A 19,998-nucleotide genomic window follows, 5' to 3' on the forward strand; every position below is an offset into this window, starting at 1 on the left:
GTTGGCGCAATATGCCTGCCAGCCACAAACAATCCGAACCAAGGAAACCGTATGAGCCTGTCGCTGCTGAGCCGCTACGCCTTCTTTGCCGTCTGTGTGATGTTCACCCTCGCCAGCCTGCCCTTTCTCGAACATGACTGGCTGTGGCCGATCACCGCCGCCACCGCTGTGCTGAGCCTGCTCGGCGTGTTCGACCTGTTGCAGACGCGCCATGCAGTGCGCCGCAATTATCCGATTCTGGGCAACATCCGTTATTTGGTCGAAGGCATCCGCCCGGAGATTCGCCAGTATCTGCTCGAGTCCGACAGCGATGCCCTGCCCTTCTCCCGCGCGCAGCGTTCGCTGGTGTACTCGCGAGCGAAAAACGAAACTGCCGACAAACCGTTCGGCACGCTGATCGACGTTTACCAGTCCGGCTTCGAATTCATCGGCCACTCGATGCGCCCGGCGCCGTTGAGTGACCCGAACGGTTTCCGCGTCACTGTCGGGGGTCCGCAATGCACGCAGCCGTACTCGGCGTCGATCTTCAATATTTCGGCGATGAGCTTCGGCTCGCTCAGCGCGAACGCGATCAGGGCGCTGAATCAGGGGGCGAAACTCGGCAACTTCGCCCACGACACAGGCGAAGGCAGCATCAGCCCGTATCACCGCGAACACGGTGGTGATCTGACCTGGGAGCTGGGCAGCGGCTACTTCGGCTGCCGCACCAGCGACGGCCGTTTCGACCCTGAGCGCTTCGCCGTGCAGGCGCAGAATCCGCAAGTGCGCATGATCGAAATCAAGATGAGCCAGGGCGCCAAACCCGGCCATGGCGGGATCTTGCCCAAGCATAAGGTCACCAGGGAGATTGCGGAAACACGCGGCATCCTGATGGGCGAGGACTGCGTCTCGCCGTCGCGCCACAGTGCGTTTTCAACGCCGATCGAGATGATGCAGTTCATCCAGCAACTGCGCGAATTGTCCGGTGGCAAACCGGTGGGCTTCAAATTCTGCCTCGGCCATCCGTGGGAGTTCATGGGCATTGCCAAGGCCATGCTGGAAACCGGCATCCTTCCCGATTTCATCGTCGTCGATGGCAAGGAAGGCGGCACTGGCGCCGCCCCTGTCGAGTTCACCGACCACATCGGCGTGCCGATGCGCGAAGGTCTGCTGTTCGTGCACAACACGCTGGTCGGCCTGAACCTGCGCGACAAGATCAAACTCGGCGCCAGCGGCAAGATCGTCAGCGCCTTCGACATCGCCAGCGTGCTGGCCATCGGCGCTGACTGGGCCAACTCGGCGCGCGGCTTCATGTTCGCCATCGGCTGCATTCAGTCGCAGTCGTGCCACACCAACAAATGCCCGACCGGCGTTGCCACCCAGGACGCCTTGCGCCAACGCGCTCTGGTGGTACCGGACAAAGCCCAGCGCGTCTACAACTTCCATCGCAGCACGCTCAAAGCACTGGCGGAAATGCTCGCTGCAGCGGGCCTTGAGCATCCCTCGCAACTGTCGGCCAAGCATCTGGTACGACGCATGTCGGCGACCGAGATCAAACTGTTCTCTCAGCTGCATGTATTTCTGAAACCGGGGGAATTGCTTACCGGCGAAGTGAATGGCGAGTTCTATTCGCGGATGTGGCAGATGGCGCGGGCGGACAGTTTTGAGCCGAGCGAGGTCGTCGCTGCGTAACTGCTCAAAGGTGTGCATTTCTATTCGGAATGCCCACCGCTACCGATCATGGTTCAAATGTACGGATCTTGAATAATCGCACATGACCTATTTCTTCCTTATCGATAATTTTTGCTTCGTACCTTTCTAGATTTTTGAATCCCTGAGCAAAACCAGGACCATAGTTCGTCTCCAGAACATAAAATTCTTTCGGGTGACTGGGCAACGACAAATCAGTTTTCAGCTTCTCTAAATTACTAACAAGCAGCGGAGATCCCAGCAACTTGAAATAGACACCAAACTGAATCGCATCAAGCGAATAGATTGGCAACACGCTTGACTTATTCATTACAGAGATGACGATATCTCTCATGTGCGTCTCGCGTGAGTACGGATTTTCAGGATCCCTCAGATAACTGATATCCCTGAATAAAGGCGTAGCAGAAAATGTCATCAATACCACCAGCATTAACACTTTTACTGGCACATCTCTTATATTGCCAACTGCGTACGCAGCCACCAGCAATACGGCGGGCAGAAGAAAAATAAAATTGCGTTGAGTTGTCACCGGGCGTAAGTAAACAGAACAGACATAGGGCACCACAATTCCTACTACCCCCCAGAACACAATCAGCCTGCAAGCAATTGCGCTTTCAGGATTTTGAGCCATCGACGCCAGCCCTGAAATTAAAATTACAGCGAGCAAAGCGGCCAGAAACGTATCTCCGAAATACAACAGGAAAACCTTGAAGAAAAAAACAGTTTCGGGTGGTTGAATCCAGAAATCCCGTGAAAAGCTACTCTCAGCGTACGATAAACCAGGAATTACGGTTAATGCGGCAAAAAATCCGGCGCAAATGAACCTGTATATAACTTGGCTGTGGACCTCGCTGCGCAAGATCATGTGAAGCAACACAAGCACTTGAGCAAAGACCGGCAGATAACCGAAGTAATGAGTATTTATCAGCGCCGCGGAAGTCAGCCAATAGCAAAAAAAATCCTGCCCTCTGCCTCGACTTAAGCAGCGCAAGAAGATCACAAAAGACAAAACGGTAAGCAACGACAGAAGCGCATAAGAGCGAGTCTCTTGCGAATACTGAACCAAGAAACTATTGACCGCTGCCAACCACGCAACGATGAGCCCTACTTGTTCATCAAACAATTTGCGCCCGAGGAGGAATACAGAGGGAATCAACAGCACGCCGATTACCGCAGAGAGATACCGCCCTGTGTGTTCGCCAAACCCGACAGCCTGATAATAAGTCCACAGTAAAATCTGATAAAAGGGAGGATGAACGTCACTCAATGTAGTTCGATACACGTCAAAGAATCCATTTTGCGGATCGCTTACCGATACACTGAAGGCCTCATCCAGCCACAGGCCAGTAGCATCGATGTTGCGCAACCTTACATACAGGCCAAATCCAATTGCGCCAATCAGACACAGGTACATTGCCAATTTGTACTTTCGCGACGCAGTGTCCATTGTCATCTCCTCAGTAGTTACTCAGCCATGATCAAAACCGGCTACCGACCTCTTCCATAAAAGTGCAAGCATTCCCACCCCGACCGCCAACCACAACGTTACCAGCCGTAACAAAACCGTCGCCGCGATCGCATCTGCCAACCCGACTCCGCCTGAAACCAGCAGCGCTAGCATCGCTGCTTCGGCACTGCCCAAACCGCCCGGCATGAAACTCAGAGCCCCCGCCAACATGGCCACCGCATAAATAAAGATCGCCAACGTTAGGCCCACGTCCGCGCCCATCGCCTGCAAAATCCAGTAAAACGCCAATGCTTCAAGCCCCCAGGCCAGCAGGCTCAATAGCGTTGCGCCCATGAAGCGACGAGGGGAATGACAGCGGCGCGACTGACGCAATACCTGAACGGCATGCCCCAGCAACCGCGAGAATCTGTCGTGCCGTTGCTCAGTGCGACGATCAATCGCGCTGACAAGGCTTGGCGAAAACATCATCGATGTACCGCATACCAAGAGGACGAAACTGGCAACGACCATCGACAACCATTGCGGATGCGCGCTCAAGCCGAACAATGCCAGGCCCACCATCGCCAGCAGGTCCGCAAGCCGCTCACTGAACAGCGCGGCAAAGCTCTGTGCGTAAGGCACCTCCAAACGTTTGAGCAAAACACCGCGCAACGCCTCCCCGGCCTTGCCGGGAGTCGTCGTCAGGGCGAATCCGGCCAGGTAGATGTTCAAGCTCGCCCGCCAAGGCAACCGGTGACCCAAGGCAGACAGATAACCCTGCCAACGCAAAAAACGCAGACCGTATCCAAGCAAAACCACGCAGACGATTTGCCCGCACTGCCACCAACCCACTCGACTGACCGCCGCGCTCACCGCCGACCACCCACCCCACAGGGAAACAGCGAGATAAGCGAGGGCGGAGCAGATCACCGAGCCGATCAAAACGCGGTAACGCCACCCGGATAACATCAGTGTCTGATTCACAGGTTCAGCCTCTTGAACAGCGGCTGCGGCATCACCCGAATCAGCCACATGATCACCGCCCAAAAGCCGGGCACATACAGCACCGCCACCTGTCGATTGATCCCTCTGACTATTCGCCGGGCAACCGTATCCGGTTGCGCTACAAGCACGGAGGGCAGCGCCAACCCTCGCGTCATGGGCGTGTCGACTAACCCAGGCTTTATCGTGATCACATGCACACCCGCTTTGAACAAGCGTACCCGCAAGCCTTCGCAGAACGTGGAAACGGCCGCCTTTGCCGCGCCGTACAGGTAATTGGAAGGTCGTCCTCGATCCCCGGCAACCGAGGAAATGACCGCCAGCGTGCCGTGCTGCTGGACAACCATGCGATTTGCCAACAGCGTCAACAGCGCGATCATTGAACTGCCGTTATTGGCGAACTGCTCCATAGCCTGTTCAACGTGTTGTTCGCACGCGTACTGATCTGGCAGCGAGCCATAGGCAATCAGACAGATATCCACCGTCTGCAACGTCGCCAGGCATTTCTCGTACATGACCGGATGTGCCGCGATATCACTGGCGTCCATGACGTACGTGGTCACGGCTCTGGCACCTCGAACCTGAAGATCGACGCTGGTTTGCTGGAGTTTTTGCGCATCCCTGCCGACCAGGAACAATTCGCTGCGATCAGCCGCCCACAATCGTGCGCAAGCGCAGGCAATCGCCGAGGTGGCGCCCACAATCAGTATTTTTTTCATCGAGTGACTCGCTGCCAGAAACGGGACATCAGGGTCGGATCGCGCATCGCTTCCAACTGCTCCCAGGCGGGATAGGCCTGGCGAAAATCGCTGCCGCTCATGTGAGCGTCCTTGGCCGGATACAAGCGCCCCCCGGCTTCACGGACGATGGCATCGAGACGCGACAGAAGTTTTCTCGTCAGTTCATTGTTCTGTGGAAAGTCCAGCGCCAATGAAGTACCGGGCATAGGAAAGGAAAGCCATCCCGGCGAAGGAATGTCGCCACAACGCTTGAGCACCGCGAGGAAGGAGCCACTGCCGCTACGCGCAATCGACTTCAGTAATTCGGCCAGTGCCACGGCTGCAACCGAGGCCGGCAATACGCACTGAAATTGCTGGAAACCTCTGCGTCCGTAGATGCGATTCCAGTTTTCGATACGGTCCAACGGATAGAAGAACGAGCTGTAGGCAACCTTTTGATGTTGTCCGTTCGTTGGCTGCCGTTTCCAGTAGTGATAGTTGAACAGTTTCAAGGTGAGCGAATTGATTAGCGATACCGGAGGGCGGATCGGGACAGACAGAGAACGTGGTGCAGCGACCTCAAGGGGCCCCGCCTCGCAATGATCCCCAGCCGTGTAGCATCCGCGCCCTAGCGCATTGCCCTTGGCCAGGCAATCGATCCACGCGACGCTGTATTCATGCCGCGCATCCATGTCGGCCGACAGGGCAAAAAAGTCATCCAGACAGTCAAAACGCACCCGTGTGCTGTCGATCAGGCTGGACTGGATCTTGCGCAGACGAATGCGCACCCAGGTAATCACGCCCGTCAGGCCGAGCCCGCCGATGGTGGCGGCAAACCACTGTGGGTTTAGCGTCGCCGAGCACACCATCGGCGATTGCATGGAACGGTGCAGCCCGAAACACACCAGCGAATGGGCAAACGTGCCGCAGCGATGGTGATTTTTCCCGTGGACGTCATTGGCCACCGCCCCACCCAGCGTTACATGCCGCGTACCGGGTGTGACGGGCAAAAACCAGCCACGGGGAATGGCGAGTTGTAAAATCTCGCCCAGTGTCACGCCGGCCTCAGCGCAGATCTCACCCTTTTCCCAGTCGGCTTCGATGAAGCGGTTCAGGGGACGTAATTGCAGCACATGATCGCTTGCGGCCATGCAGCTATCGCCATAGCTGCGGCCATTGCCAAACGGCAAAGTTGTCCCGTGTGATTCGATCAACTGCTGCCACTGCGGTCCGATATCCGCTTGCCAGTGACAGGGACGACCGCTCTGCGGGGCATGGGGATAGTTTCCCCAGGAAGCCAGCGAGGCCGTCATGCCGCCACCCAGAAAATCAGACAGAACACTGTTCCCATCACCAGACTCAAGCGATCACGCAGTGCGAAAACCACCGGATCCTCATTCATGCGGCCGCGATGCGTCAGCAGCCAGATACGAGTGATCCAGAACAGCATCAATGGGCAGGCAAACCAGAGCCATCGGGGATATGCATACAACTCGGTAGTTGCGCTGTCATGGATGTAAAGCGCCAGCACCAGGACAGCGAGATAACCGGATGCGGCCCCCAAAGAGGAGAGCATTGCCAGGTCCGCAGGAAAGTAGTCGCGGCCGCCGGTCTTACCGGTGATGCCGCCGTGCAGCGCCAGCAACAGCTCGGCATAGCGCTTGACCAGCGCGAGGCTCAAAAACATGAACATGGAAAAAGCCAGCATCCACCCCGTCAGGTCGAGCCCGAAAGCGGCGCCACCGGCAATGATGCGCAAGGTGTAAAGCAGCGCCAAAGCGATGACATCCAGCGCCATCAACCTCTTGAGCACCAGCGAATACACCAGCGTCAGGCCGTAATAGCAGGCCAGCACGGCAATGAATGGGTGAGGCAGCCACAACCACGCGCCGATGAACGACACTGACAACAGCAGGGGGAAAATCAGCAGACCGGACTGGATGGATAACGAACCATTGGCGAAGGGTCGATTGCGTTTGCTCGGGTGCCTGCGATCATCGTTCAGGTCGAGCAAGTCGTTCAGAAGATAGACGCTGGATGCACACAAGCCGAAAAGCATGAAGGCCAGCAAGCCGCGCCCCAATAGCAGCGGGTTGGCCACTTGATGCGCTGCAAGCAGGGGAACGAAAATCAGCACATTCTTCATCCATTGATGAATGCGCAAGGCTTTGTACAAACTTCTGAAATACGTAACGCGAGAGTGAACCACCTGGGCTACGTTATCCAGATGCCGGGCGGCACGTTGGACGCCCGCTAGCGGATTGACGATATAAGCTTGCCTGGCCGACCGCCAGATCGGCAGATCGTCCAGCGAATTGCCGATGTAATCGAAACTTTTCTCCCCATATAACGCCACCAGCGCATCACGTTTGTTCGTTCCCGAAAGGTTCTGCTCGAGGGTTGAACCCAGAACGTCATCAAACACCTGCAGATGCTCGGCGATCCGCACTGCCAATGTGTAATGACTGGCTGTGGCGAGAACAATTTTCCGACCGGCGTTGCGCTGTTCCTCGATCATCCGGAGTACGTCGGGATCATAGGGCAAAGTCGCGAGATCGACGTCCGATGTCATTGCCAGTCGATCTTTCAGATACGCCTTGCCGTGCCAGAGCCAGGGAAAGAGTTTCAGGCAGTGCAATGGTTTGCTGCGGACAAAGGACATCACGCATTCGAACAGCAGATCAGATTTGACGAGGGTACCGTCCAGATCAACTACGAAGGGCATTGAAGCAGCGCAGGACGCTGACATCGGCAGTACGTCAGGCGGAGAGACGTTCATGCCCGTCGCCCTGGAAAAAGGACAAAGCGGAAAACGCAGTACCCTAAAACAATATTCACCAGCGAAAACGAAGCGACCGTCACAAGCCCCGACAAGCGCCAGACGTCCCCGATGACACCCACGCCAAAACTGACGCCGCCCATCAGGCCGATGAACATCAGATAGGGAAATACCGGCGTTTCCCTTTCAAAGATATAAAGCATGTTCAGATAGAAAGAGAGCGCAGCAGCTACGCAGAACGCCGCAAAGTTGCTGGCCGCCTGACTCAGGGCGGCCGCCTGACAGAGCACGAAAAATATTTGCCAATGGATGAGCGCATCGGCCACTCCGATGGCGGTGGTTGCAGAGAATCCTTTCATGGTGAGGGCCAGCCGCTGCCAGAGGACGGACCTCCAAACTAGGCCAGAGCTTGAAGACGGTCTACTGTCAGAAATTACAGGTCGAGGGCTTTATCCGACCAGCGGTCATCTTGTCGTACTCACGTGTCAATAGCTCTTCCCGTGCGATTTTAAGGCGTTGACCGTTAATCGCCTTGCCCATAAAACCCAAAAGCCCCGATCTCTCGATCAGGGCTTCGTTGTTTACGCACTTAAGGTTCAAGAAACCGAACGCACCGAACCTTGCGTCACTTGCGTCGGCTGCAACTTGAACACGTAAAACAACACCGTCAGCAGCACAAGAAACGCCGGTCCCACATACAGCGCCACGCGGGTATCCGGGAAGTACGCCATCAGGCCGACCACCAGTACCAGGAACGCCAGCGCGAAGTACGAGCTGACCGGGTACAGCCACATCTTGTACTTGAGCCCGGCACGTTCGCTGGCGCTCAGGCCTTTGCGGAATTTCAGCTGGGCGAGGAGGATCATCACCCAGGTCCAGATCGCACCGAAGGTGGCGATCGAGGTGACCCAGACGAAGACTTTTTCCGGTACCAGATAGTTGAGCATTACGCCCAGCAGCAACACCGCGATCGACAGCAGCAGTGCCCGGCGTGGCACACCGTTGTTCGAGGTCTTGGCGAAGCCCGCCGGGGCCTGACCGTTCTGCGCCAGGCTGTAGAGCATGCGCCCGGTGCTGAAGATGCCGCCGTTGCATGACGACAGCGCCGCAGTAATCACCACGAAATTGATGATGCCGGCGGCGGTCTTGATGCCCAGACGCTCGAAGGTCATCACGAACGGGCTGCCCTGGGTGCCGATTTCATTCCACGGGTAGATCGACAGGATGACGAACAGCGCGCCGACGTAGAACAGCAGGATCCGCCAGAACACCGAGCCGATTGCGTCAGGAATGGTCTTCTGTGGGTTCTTCGCCTCACCGGCAGTCAGGCCGATCATCTCGACGCCGAGATAGGCGAACATGACCATCTGCAGCGACATCAGCACACCGGTCACACCGTTGGGCATGAAACCGCCATGCGCCCACAGGTTGGAAATGCCCAACGCCACGCCATCGTTACCGAAACCGAAGGCGATGATGCCGACGCCGCCAATGACCATGGCGATGATGGTGACGATCTTGATCAGGGCGAACCAGAATTCGAATTCGCCGAAGGCTTTGACTGCGATCAGGTTGATCGAGCCCATGCTGACCAGCGCTGCCAAGGCCCAGATCCAGCGCGGCACATCGGGGAACCAGATGCCCATGTACACGGCCACGGCGGTGATTTCCGCGACGCAGGTCACCAGCCACAGAAACCAGTAGTTCCAGCCGGTGAGAAAGCCGGCCAGCGGACCGAGATAATCCTGCGCGTAGCGGCTGAACGAACCGGCCACCGGGTTATGCACGGCCATTTCACCGAGGGCGCGCATGATCACCAGGATCGCCAGACCGCCAAGGATGTAAGAGAGCATGATCGCCGGCCCGGCCATCTGGATGGCTTTGGCCGAACCGAGAAACAGACCGACGCCGATACAGGCACCGAGCGCCATCAGGCGGATATGCCGTTCGCCGAGTTCACGTTTGAGCGGACCGCCCGAAGCGGTGTCGCCGTGCGGCAGAGGATTGCCAACTGGCATAGGGGTACAACCTCGTCTTGTTATTGGATATGACCACCGGGTTTCGAAGCATCGGCCGATAGGCCTTGGCTGGGCAGGAAACCGCGTCGGCTTCGTGGGCAGACGCGTCTTGCAGGGCAGGCCTGAAAGATCAGCGGGGCGTGCAGTATAAAAAGCTCAGGGCAGGATTTTTCACTCTAAAAGTCACAACATTCAGCGACAACTCTCGGCAATAGTGGGTTCTGCGGAGAGGCATTAACTGCATTACGTAGGAAAAGTCGCCACTGAAAAAGCCGCGAAGTATTGCACAGACATGGTGCAGCGTCATGTTCCAGCCCCGGTGCATTTGATTCACCGCGCGATGTCTCCCCTCGCGCTTGATCACGGATAAATCGCCCGGCGGATTCAGAAATTTCGCTCAACAGTTGCAGCGCCGACCGGGGCGGCCAACCACTAACCTTTGAAAAAGTCAGGAGCATATGCAAGGAAGCTCACATGCCAGTTCGTCCCAATTCCCACCGTTTGCGCCAAGGTCGTTTCTCGGAAAACGGTCGTGCCTACTTCATCACCTCTGTCATCCACGAACGCCAGCCTGTATTTGCAGATTGGCGGACAGGCCGATTACTGGTTGCAGAACTGCGCCGGGCTCATGAGCAAGGAGTCGCGCAGTCCATCGCCTGGGTTGTCATGCCTGACCACTTTCATTGGCTGATGCAATTGCAACGCGGCTCACTTGGTGAAGTCATTGGCGGTGTAAAGGCTCGCTGTACGCATGCGGTTAACAGAAAAACCGGACGTCACGGACCGCTGTGGCAAACCGGCTACCATGACCGAGCGATCCGTGACGGCGAGGACCTGGAGCCCATCGCCCGCTATATCATCAATAATCCCTTGCGAGCCGGGCTGGTCGATAACCTCGGTGATTACCCGCTTTGGGATACCTGCTGGCTCTGAGCGCAACAGCTCTCTGGAGTAAGTGAATTCATTCCTCACACAGACAACCTCCCGGGATGTGACAGCATCGCTGTGGCCAAGGAATCCACTGCTCGCACAGACACATCATGAGGATGTGAACAGCATCCTTGTGGCGAGGGGATTTATCCCCGCTCGGCTGCGCAGCAGTCGCAACTTCCTCAGACTCGGTGTGCCTGTAGAAACCGTGCTGGCAGGTTTTGGGGCTGCTTCGCGGCCCAGCGGGGATAAATCCCCTCGCCACAGGGAGTCCCCGCATGACTGATAAATCGGCTAGCCGCCTGAATCCCTCACACTGACAACATCCGGCATGTGAACAGCCTCTTTGTGGCGAGGGGATTTATCCCCGCTCGGCTGCGTAGCAGGCGCAACTGGCTCACATGCGGTGTGCCTGTAGAAACCGTGGTGGCAGGTTTTGGGGCTGCTTTGCAGCCCAACGGGGATGAATCCCCTCGCCACAGGGAGTCCCCGCATGACTGATAAATCGGCTAGCCGCCTGAATCCCTCACACTGACAACATCCCGGCATGTGAACAGCCTCTTTGTGGCGAGGGGATTTATCCCCGCTCGGCTGCGCAGCAGTCGCAACTTGCTCACATGCGGTGCGCCTGTAGAAACCGTGCTGGCAGGTTTTGGGGCTGCTTTGCAGCCCAACGGGGATGAATCCCCTCGCCACAGGGAATCCCCGCATGACTGATAAATCGGCTAGCCGCCTGAATCCCTCACACTGACAACATCCCGGCATGTGAACAGCCTTTTTGTGGCGAGGGGATTTATCCCCGCTCGGCTGCGTAGCAGGCGCAACTTGCTCACATGCCGTGTGCCTGTAAAAACCGTGCTGGCAGGTTTTGGGGCTGCTTCGCAGCCCAACGGGGATAAATCCCCTCGCCACAGTGTGTGTTCCAGTTATTCAGACAAGCCGTCTCCTCCGCTCTGCACATTTTCTTCACCGGCTCCAACCACCGTCTAAGCTTCAGACAAGTCCGATCAATCTGCGTGAATGGATCAGTCGACTATGGGCGCTTTGTGGCAAACCGATTCGAGTAAAACCGTGGTTCAGACTGAACGTGTGAATGAAGCGCCTGTCCCTGAAAAACCCCGTCGTCAGCGGCACGGGTGGAAGGCTTTCTGGTTGCTGTTTTTGATCATTGCGGTGGTGGTGGGACTCGCCGCGTCCAAGGAAATGCGCACTTCGCGCTTTCAGGCGCGGGAGCTGAGCCAGTACGCCGCTTCGCTGACCTACAAACTGGAACCCGGTCCCAGCGAAGCGATTCGTTATCCGGGCAACGGCCCTTTCGATCTGCGCCTGGGTTACAGCTCTCTGGACGAATTCCTCCCGCGCCTGCTCAAGCGCAATTACGTGATCACCGAGCAGACGCGCTTCTCCCCCGCCCTGCTCGGTTACACCGACAAAGGCCTGTTCGTGCCGTATTCGGAAAAGATCCAGGCGGGGTTGTCGATCACCGACTGCCGAGGCGCGCCGCTGTATCGATACAACTATCCGCAGCAACTGTATGCCGACTTCGCGGCGATTCCGCCGGTGGTGGTCAGCAGCCTGCTGTTCATCGAAAACCGCTTTCTCCTCGACCCGAAACAGCCGCTGGCCAACCCGGCGGTGGACTGGCCGCGTTTCGGCATGGCCGCGTGGTCGCAAGTGGCGAAGTTGCTGCACCTGCCCGGGCAATCGGCCGGCGGCAGCACCCTGGCAACGCAACTGGAGAAGTATCGCCACTCGCCCGACGGCCTCACCGTGTCGGGCGCGGAGAAGATCCGCCAGATGATTTCCGCCAGCGTGCGCGCCTATCAGGATGGCCCGCAGACTCTCGGTTCGCGGCAGAACATCGTGCGCGACTACCTCAACAGCGTGCCGCTCTCGGCGGTGCCCGGCCACGGTGAAGTGCACGGCATGGCCGAAGGTTTGCGGGTCTGGTACGGCAGTGATTTCAACAAGGCCAACGAGCAACTGAACAGCCCGAAGACTGACCCGCAGACCATGGCCGCCAAAGGCCTGGCCTTGCGTGAAATGCTCTCGCTGATGATCGCCCAGCGCCGCCCTTCGCATTACCTGACCAAGGGTCGCGACGAATTGGCCAGCCTCACCGACAGCCACCTGCGCCTGCTCAAGCAGAACGGCGTGATCGACAGCGCCCTCGCTGACGCTGCGCTGGCGAGCACCGTGTCGTATCGCGACTGGCAGACCCAGCCAACGATGCAGCCGATTGAAACCAACAAGGGCATCAGTGTTGCCCGCAGCCGCTTGGCGAGCATGCTCAATCGCCCGCTGTACGACCTCGATCGCCTCGACCTGTCGGCCACCAGCACCCTGCAGGGCGACCTGCAAACGCAGGCCACGGCTTATCTGAAGAAACTTGCCGACCCGGCCTATGCCGCGGAAATCGGTCTGCTCGGCGAACGCTTGCTGACGCCGACCAGCACCACGCAAGTGCGTTACAGCTTCACCCTGTTTGAACTGACCCCGGACGGCTCGCGGGTGCGCGTGCAGACCGACAGCACTGATCAGCCGTTCGACATCAACGAAGGCAGCAAGCTTGAACTCGGCTCGACGGCGAAAATGCGTGTGCTGACCACGTACTTGCAAATCGTCGCCGAGCTGCACGACAAATACGGCGCGATGGGCGTGGCAGAATTGAAAAAAGTCGAAGTGCCCGATCAGGACCGCCTCAGCCGCTGGGTCATCGACTACCTGATCCAGAACAAGGATCACGACCTGTCGAAGCTGCTCGGCGCCGCGCTGGATCGCAAATACTCGGCCAGCCCCGGCGAGGCGTTTTTTACCGGCGGTGGGCTGCACAGATTCAACAACTTCCGCAAAGAGGACAACGGTCGCCTGCCGACCCTGCGCGATTCGCTGCGCGAGTCGATCAACCTGCCGTTCATTCGCCTGATGCGCGACATCGTCCGCTACACCACCTACTCAGGCCCCAACGGCGAATTGCTCAAGGATGATCGCGACCCGCGCCGTCAGGAATACCTGGCCAGTTTCGCCGACCGCGAAGGCACCTCGTTCCTGCTCAAATTCTGGAAAAAGTACAAGAACAAGGACACCCAGGCGCGCCTGGAAACCTTCCTCGACAGCATCCGCCCGACGCCGATCCGCATGGCGGCGGTGCATCGCTACCTGCTGCCGGAGGCCAGTCAGGAAGACTTCAACCGTTTCGTGCGCTCGCACCTCAAGGGCACCAAGCTCAACGAAAAACTCACCGACGACCGTCTGATCCGCCTCTACGATTCCTATGGCCCCGGCAGTTACGATTTGCCTGACCAAGGCTTCATCGCCAAGGTGCATCCGCTGGACCTGTGGATGATGGGTTACCTGCTGCATCACCCGGAAGCGACCTTCAGCGAGATCGTCAAGGCCAGCCATTTCGAGCGCCAGGAAGTTTACAGCTGGCTGTTCAAGAGCCGGCACAAGGGTGCGCGAGACAGTCGTATTCGCACCATGCTCGAGATCGAAGCGTTCCTCGACATTCATCAGCGCTGGCAGAAAGTCGGCTACCCGTTCGATCACCTGGTGCCGTCACTGGCCACGGCCATCGGCAGTTCCGGCGACCGTCCCGCCGCGCTCGCCGAGCTGATCGGCACCATTCTCAATGACGGCGTGCGCATGCCGACGCTGCGCATCGACAGCCTGCACTTTGCTGCCGATACGCCGTATGAAACCAGGCTGATCAACGACCCGCACGTGGGCAAACGGGTGATGCCGGTGGAAGTGGCCCGAGCCATGCGCGAGGCGCTGTCGCAAGTGGTCGACGCCGGTACCGCCAAACGGCTGTCCGGCAGTTTCAAACTGCCCGACGGCACACCGCTGGCCATGGGCGGCAAGACCGGCACCGGCGACAACCGCATTGCGGCGATCGGGTCTGGCGGGCGGATCATCAGTTCGAAGTCGATCAACCGCACGGCGACCTTTGTGTTCTACATCGGCGACCACCATTTCGGCACCCTCACCGCGTTCGTCCCGGGGCGCTCGGCGGAGAACTTCAAGTTCACCTCGGCCCTGCCTACGCAGGTACTCAAAGGCATGGCGCCGATTCTCACGCCGTATCTGCAACCGGGCAGCGACTCACAGTGCCAACCGCCACAGGCGCCCGTGGTGGCATCGACGCTGCACTGACCGAACGTGGCCTGCACGTCGCGCCGAAGGCCATCTGCGCAAAAGGTGGTATTCGTGCATTGTTCCGATTCGAATTCTTGTCGCATCGCTGAGCCGATCACACGTTTGGCTCCCGATCTTTGAACTTTTGTTTTGCCCTGCCGCCGGTACGCTGATCATTCCTCAAACAATCAAGGATGATTGGCCATGTCTGACTTCCCTCAGCCTGCCGCTGCCGCCGACAAAGGCCGGCATTACGCGTTCATCGAATCGGCTGTCAGCGCGCCGTTCAAAACTGCAACGCTCAGCCGCAGCCTGGCACTCGCCGCCACGCCACTGAAGCGCGAACCCTGGTACAGCGCACCCGGTACGTATGCGAGCCGACTCGCCGCCGCCAATCTCAAGGCCTGGGACTCGCAGAACAAGGTCGATCATCTGCTGGCCAGAACCGACCTGTACGCCTTCGCCGAGCCGCTGCTCAAAGCAAGGATCAAGCAATGCCATGGCATCGAGCCGGACGTCAGGAAGACCTGGCTGCGCCTGTATATCCCCGCCAGCAGTCCCTGGTATGCAATCGACGTGGTCGACGGTTCGACGACCCGTACGGTCTCACTGCTCGATGCCGCTCTGCACAACTTTGCCGCCAACGAGACAGTCGGCGCAGGCTCGGACTACATCAGCCAGCCTGATGCGCGCGGCCACTTCGACGTCTTGCCGCTCAAAAACCAAATGCCCATCAGCCAGTTCCAGAAACTGTGTCGCGACCTCGACCTGGGCGGGCAATATGCCAGGCACTTGCAGGGCTACTTGCTGCCCGGCGAAGCGCTGGCCGAGAGCCTTCTGCAATACAAGATCGGCACCAGCCTCAAAGACGCCCTCGCCGTCGCGGCGCACATCGCCTTGCTCAAGGCAGAGATCCAGTACGACACCTTCAGGATGGTGCTCAGCTTCAGCACAGAGGAAAACCCGCGCTTGCGTCTCAACAACCGTTCGATTCGCTGCAATGACCTGTCCATGCTCGGTACCCGCCTGACCGGCATTCTGTTGCTGATGCACGGCCACCCCGACAGTCGTGGGGTTCGACGCCTGATCGTCTACGTGCCGCACGATCCGGATCATCCACTCAAGGAGTACGAGTCGCTGGCGGCGTTTCGTGACGAACTGACCCGCCAGTTGCGCGAGGACCGCCTGAGCGCCTCGACCGGGCATACGTACCGGCAATTCTTCAGCCAGTTCGTCGATCAGCAGCAACGTGGGCATTTTTTTGCCGAACTCGAACAGCGGTTGTTCGTCGTCCGCCATCACGAACGCGAGCAGAGCACCGACCAGCGCCCGGTGTGGCGCAAGGACCCGGTGGAAAAGCCCAGGTTGCAGTTCACGCGCTTGCCGTTGCAGGGCGATTACTGGCGGCACGTCTATCAGCAGAAACTCAACAAGGTCATCAATGATGCGCGGCAAATCGCTGTCTCGACCGCCGATGCCGATAGCAACGCACGCTGGGCATGGTGGGACAACTTCAAGCGGATCGTCTCGGACATCTTCAACGTCGCCCTGCTGATTGCCACGCCCTTTGTGCCTGGTCTGGGCGAGGTGATGATGGCCTATACCGCCTATCAACTGACCAGCGATGTAATTGAAGGCATCGTCGATCTGGCCGAAGGCGTCTGGGAGGAAGCTGCCGGACATGTCATCAGTGTGGTGACCGATGTCATTCAACTGGCGGCGTTCGGCGCCGGCGCGCAGATTGGCGAAACGTTGCGGATAAAACTTTCACCGCAGGTCGATGCCATGCAACAGGTCAAATTGCCCGACGGCAAACCAAGCCTGTGGCATCGCGACCTCAGCCCCTATGCACGTGACGAGCTGAGCCTGGCAGCGCAATCGAAGCCCGATCGTCACGGCCTGCATCAACATGCCAGCGCCAGCGTCCTGCCGCTGGAAGGCAAGCTCTACGTGGTGGAAAAAGCCTCCGCCGATGCCACCAGCAAAACTCACCGGATCAAACATCCGAATCGAGAAAATGCCTACCAGCCAAGGATCGAACACAACGGTCACGGCGCCTGGCTGCATGAAGCAGAATCGCCAGGCGACTGGCCCGACGCCCGGCTGATGCCTCGCCTGGGCCACAGCGTCGAGCGCTTTACGCCTGCGCAACTGGAGGACATCCGGCGCAGCAGCGGCACCAGCCACGATGAACTGCGTCGCATGCACAGCGACAACAGCCCGCCACCGCCGCTGCTGGCCGACACGGTCAGGCGCGTCAGTGCATACGAGGATGTCATCGAGGCTGCGCAGAACCTGCGTAACGGCAAACCGATCGATGCCGATGCGGTATGGCTGGAGCCGATGCTGACCAGCCTGCCGGGCTGGCCGCCGCGACGCGCGCTGGAGGTTTTCGCGCGTCAGGACCTGACCGGCTACTCGCATAAATACGGCAACCCGCTGGCGTCCGAAGCCGACACGTTGCGCATCAGCCAGGCTGATCTCAACGCCGGACACTTGCCCGAGCGGGTCGCCGGGTTCCTGCGCGACGATGAGTTCAATCATCTGCTCGGCCCGATGGTCACTGCCGAGCAACGGGTCGAGGTCCTGCGCGGTCAACTGGCCGACGCGCTCAATGAGCAGCGCAGCGCCGTCGCCCGCCATCTGTACCAGGCCGGGCAGCGCAACGGCCACGCCGACATTGCCGTGATCAGACAGTCGTTTCCGGACCTGCCGTTGCCCTTGGCCGAGACGGTTCTGAGCCAGGCTCGCGTCGCCGAACGGCAACGCATCAGCGACGAACAGCACTTGCCGCTACGCCTGAAGAATCAGGCCCGGGAGCTGGATTTCGAGGCGTCGGCCAGTCGCGCTTACGACGGTTTTTACCGGGACGATCTGATGACTGAACAGACCGAACGCCTGGCGCTCAATACGCTGAAAATCCACACCGACACCTTTGCCGACCTGCGCATCGAAGTGTTCGACGGCAGCCCGCACGGTCCGTTGCGCTGCAGTGTCGGGCCGCAGGACGCCAGTACTGTAAGGCAGCTGCTGAGGCGTGGCGAAGGCCGTTATGAAGTGCGCGACGCCAAGGGTCAGTTGCTGCATGACAGTAGCGATTTCCACGAAGCCATCCTGCGCGCCGTACCGCTCGAAACGCTGGCGAGTACCGGTTATCAGCGCGGTCAGGGCCGCGCCTTGAAACTGTGGATCATGAAACAGTGCGCCCCGCCAGCCGAACGCCGTATTGCTCTGGCGCAACCGCCGATCCGAACGGTCGCCCCCCGCGAGACGGAGATTCTTCTACGCGGCTGGCCCTGGGCGGCAAAAACCCCGGAACAGCGGCTCAGACAGTTGTACCCGAAACTCAACGACAGAGAGGTCGCAGGTTTCCTCATGACGCTGGAAAAAAAGGGCAACAGCGAACGCGCCATCGCCGACCTTGAGCGCGAACGCGAAGTGCTCGACAACGCCCTCGACAGCTGGCGCAGCAGTTACACCCCCGTCATTGAAGACAACGGGGAACTGATCGCGCTGCCAACGGATTTCGTCCGCGAGGGCGGCTTGTACATCGAGCAGCAGTTGAGGAAGTGCTTCAAACGCGAGAACGAACGGCCCGGCGCACGCAATCCCCATCCGGAACACGGCTATACGCTGGACCTTTCAGCCGAACTGCCGCTACCGAACCTTGAGTCATGGTGGCGCGACTTGCGACGGCGTCCCGGGATGCAGCAATACTTCGACCGGATTACCGGACTGAACATCGCCAACATTGCGCTTTCAACCACGCCGGACAGCCTGCTGGCGAGTTTCCCGAATCTGCGGCAATTGAGCGCCCAGCGCTGCGGTTTCAAGGAGGTGCCGGCTGCCCTAGGGAAAATGCATCAATTGCAGACGCTGGACCTGTCGCACAACAGCATTGAACTGACCTATGACTCAAGCACGCGCCTGAGCAATCTCACCCGCCTGCACAGCCTGAATCTCAATGGCAACAACCTGCGTGTGCCGCCGGATATCGGGCGCATGGAGCAACTGGTCGAACTGAACCTGGTCAATACGCGCATTCGCGATTGGCCGGCAGGATGGCTTGAAGTCGATGGACTGATACGGCAGCGCCCGAAAGGCTTCTACCTGGACATGCGAGACAATCCGCTGGACACCCTGCCCCGGGTCGAACCCGGTAGCGATCAGGCGCGCCTGCTGGCTCGCGCACGGATCAGTGTTGCCGAATTCGACAGTGACCAGTTGCGGCGTCTTGGCGAGTATCGCCAGTCGGTAGGGTTGAGCGTCGTGCCCGGTTATTCATCCGCCGCCGCCGATGAGCTTGATTACTGGAAGTTGATGCCCGCCAATGCGGATCCGTCCCACCCTTCGGCAGCCTTCAGCCGATACCGCGAGCAGTCCTGGCATGACCTGATGGCCGAGCCTGATTCCGCCGGCTTTTTCAGCGTGATCCGCAAGCAACGCGAATCCGCCGATTACGGGACTGACGCGGGGCGGCGGAATTTGACCGCACGGGTCTGGGACATGGTCGATGCGGCGGCGCTCGACGAACATCTGCGCAAAAAGCTCTTCGAGCAGAACGTGTCTGCACAGGACTGCGCTGATCTGGGCCAGCAGCTGTTCAATTCACTGGGGCTCAAAGTCCTGGTATCCAAGGCCTACAACGAAACGGCATCGGCCTCGCAGCTGGAAGACAGACTCGTGCGTCTGGCGCGCAGCGCGGCTCGCCTTGATCGGGTCAGCGATGAGGCCGCCATGGAGGTCAGTCGTCAGCAGCAGCAACACCTGATCGATCCGCGCCTGCCGGCGCCGGACGAAATCCAGATTCATCGGGCGTTCGAAGCGGGCCTGGGCGAGCGTCTGGATTTGCCCTGGCAAGCGGAGGGCATGCCTGTGCAGCCTCGGGCCGGGGTAAGCGAGGAAAAGCTCAACGCGGCTTACCAGAGAATCATCCAGCGCGAACAGGGGGATGGCCTGGTCAACGGCATGATCGATCTCTATACCGATCCTTTCTGGGAGGATTACCTGCGCAATACCTATCCTGACCGTTATCAGGAGAACCTGCGCCTGTACGAAGAAAAATTCCGTCAGCTCGACAGCCAGGTGTTCAGCAGCGACCGGGAGTACAGGAAGCTGGCCGACAAAATCAGCTACGAGCGCAACGAGCTATCCCGCGCCTTGAGTCGCGAAGCCCTCGACAGGGCCGGACTCTGAAACCATCACACGGCATTCGGCGAGCGTTTCAGGCTGGCCGAATCTGCCGACGGACCCTGGTCGTGCTTGCGATACCCACCG

Annotated in this window: 11 protein-coding genes; 4 read left to right on the forward strand and 7 right to left on the reverse strand. The window is 58.9% G+C overall.

Translation table 11 applies throughout. The annotated features are described in order from the left end of the window. The first annotated feature begins 51 nt into the window (after positions 1-51). On the forward strand, positions 52-1,671 hold the full coding sequence (locus tag PSH90_RS21055) for an FMN-binding glutamate synthase family protein (protein WP_305381465.1): 1,620 nt from the start codon (positions 52-54) through the stop codon (positions 1,669-1,671). A 46-nt stretch (positions 1,672-1,717) separates the two neighbouring features. On the opposite strand, the gene PSH90_RS21060 is transcribed toward PSH90_RS21055, so the two are convergent. The 7 genes from PSH90_RS21060 to PSH90_RS21090 all read right to left on the reverse strand — a co-directional run bounded on the left by PSH90_RS21060 (position 1,718) and on the right by PSH90_RS21090 (position 9,654). Continuing rightward, a complete protein-coding gene (locus PSH90_RS21060; protein ID WP_305381467.1) occupies positions 1,718-3,136 on the reverse strand; it encodes a glycosyltransferase family 39 protein in 1,419 nt (472 codons plus the stop codon). Between the two features lie 21 nt (positions 3,137-3,157). Further along, positions 3,158-4,120, reverse strand: coding sequence for a lysylphosphatidylglycerol synthase transmembrane domain-containing protein (locus PSH90_RS21065; RefSeq protein WP_305381469.1), 963 nt, complete (start codon positions 4,118-4,120; stop codon positions 3,158-3,160). Next, entirely contained in the window at positions 4,117-4,857 is a 741-nt protein-coding gene (locus PSH90_RS21070) for an SDR family oxidoreductase (RefSeq protein ID WP_041479891.1), read from the reverse strand. Before PSH90_RS21070 ends, PSH90_RS21065 begins: the two co-directional genes overlap by 4 nt. Next, entirely contained in the window at positions 4,854-6,170 is a 1,317-nt protein-coding gene (locus tag PSH90_RS21075) for an FAD-binding oxidoreductase (RefSeq protein WP_305381471.1), read from the reverse strand. The genes PSH90_RS21070 and PSH90_RS21075 overlap by 4 nt, the downstream gene beginning before the upstream one ends. Further along, complete coding sequence (locus PSH90_RS21080) at positions 6,167-7,606, reverse strand: UbiA family prenyltransferase (protein WP_056790362.1); 1,440 nt, start codon at positions 7,604-7,606, stop codon at positions 6,167-6,169. Before PSH90_RS21080 ends, PSH90_RS21075 begins: the two co-directional genes overlap by 4 nt. Before the next feature lie 26 nt (positions 7,607-7,632). Then, entirely contained in the window at positions 7,633-7,995 is a 363-nt protein-coding gene (locus PSH90_RS21085; protein WP_095181734.1) for a GtrA family protein, read from the reverse strand. A 237-nt stretch (positions 7,996-8,232) separates the two neighbouring features. Continuing rightward, on the reverse strand, positions 8,233-9,654 hold the full coding sequence (locus PSH90_RS21090) for an amino acid permease (protein WP_056790085.1): 1,422 nt from the start codon (positions 9,652-9,654) through the stop codon (positions 8,233-8,235). Between the two features lie 474 nt (positions 9,655-10,128). Here PSH90_RS21090 and PSH90_RS21095 point away from each other — a divergent pair, with 474 nt between their 5' ends. The 3 genes from PSH90_RS21095 to PSH90_RS21105 all read left to right on the forward strand — a co-directional run bounded on the left by PSH90_RS21095 (position 10,129) and on the right by PSH90_RS21105 (position 19,917). Further along, a complete protein-coding gene (locus tag PSH90_RS21095) occupies positions 10,129-10,587 on the forward strand; it encodes a transposase (protein WP_056790088.1) in 459 nt (152 codons plus the stop codon). A 1,032-nt stretch (positions 10,588-11,619) separates the two neighbouring features. Then, positions 11,620-14,739: a transglycosylase domain-containing protein gene (locus tag PSH90_RS21100; RefSeq protein ID WP_305381472.1), complete on the forward strand. Its 3,120-nt coding sequence runs from the start codon at positions 11,620-11,622 to the stop codon at positions 14,737-14,739. A gap of 186 nt (positions 14,740-14,925) precedes the next feature. Continuing rightward, complete coding sequence (locus tag PSH90_RS21105) at positions 14,926-19,917, forward strand: dermonecrotic toxin domain-containing protein (RefSeq protein ID WP_305381473.1); 4,992 nt, start codon at positions 14,926-14,928, stop codon at positions 19,915-19,917. The last annotated feature ends 81 nt before the right edge of the window (positions 19,918-19,998 follow it).

This window comes from Pseudomonas sp. FP1762 (assembly GCF_030687105.1).
GTDB lineage: Bacteria > Pseudomonadota > Gammaproteobacteria > Pseudomonadales > Pseudomonadaceae > Aquipseudomonas > Aquipseudomonas siliginis.

What these genes read in the sequence shown, in the direction of transcription:
- PSH90_RS21055 (WP_305381465.1), top strand. Translation starts at nt 52, where the DNA reads ATGAGCCTGTCGCTGCTGAGCCGCTACGCCTTCTTTGCCGTCTGTGTG.
- PSH90_RS21060 (WP_305381467.1), bottom strand. Translation starts at nt 3,136, where the DNA reads ATGGACACTGCGTCGCGAAAGTACAAATTGGCAATGTACCTGTGTCTG.
- PSH90_RS21070 (WP_041479891.1), bottom strand. Translation starts at nt 4,857, where the DNA reads ATGAAAAAAATACTGATTGTGGGCGCCACCTCGGCGATTGCCTGCGCT.
- PSH90_RS21075 (WP_305381471.1), bottom strand. Translation starts at nt 6,170, where the DNA reads ATGACGGCCTCGCTGGCTTCCTGGGGAAACTATCCCCATGCCCCGCAG.
- PSH90_RS21080 (WP_056790362.1), bottom strand. Translation starts at nt 7,606, where the DNA reads ATGTCAGCGTCCTGCGCTGCTTCAATGCCCTTCGTAGTTGATCTGGAC.
- PSH90_RS21085 (WP_095181734.1), bottom strand. Translation starts at nt 7,995, where the DNA reads ATGAAAGGATTCTCTGCAACCACCGCCATCGGAGTGGCCGATGCGCTC.
- PSH90_RS21090 (WP_056790085.1), bottom strand. Translation starts at nt 9,654, where the DNA reads ATGCCAGTTGGCAATCCTCTGCCGCACGGCGACACCGCTTCGGGCGGT.
- PSH90_RS21095 (WP_056790088.1), top strand. Translation starts at nt 10,129, where the DNA reads ATGCCAGTTCGTCCCAATTCCCACCGTTTGCGCCAAGGTCGTTTCTCG.
- PSH90_RS21100 (WP_305381472.1), top strand. Translation starts at nt 11,620, where the DNA reads ATGGGCGCTTTGTGGCAAACCGATTCGAGTAAAACCGTGGTTCAGACT.
- PSH90_RS21105 (WP_305381473.1), top strand. Translation starts at nt 14,926, where the DNA reads ATGTCTGACTTCCCTCAGCCTGCCGCTGCCGCCGACAAAGGCCGGCAT.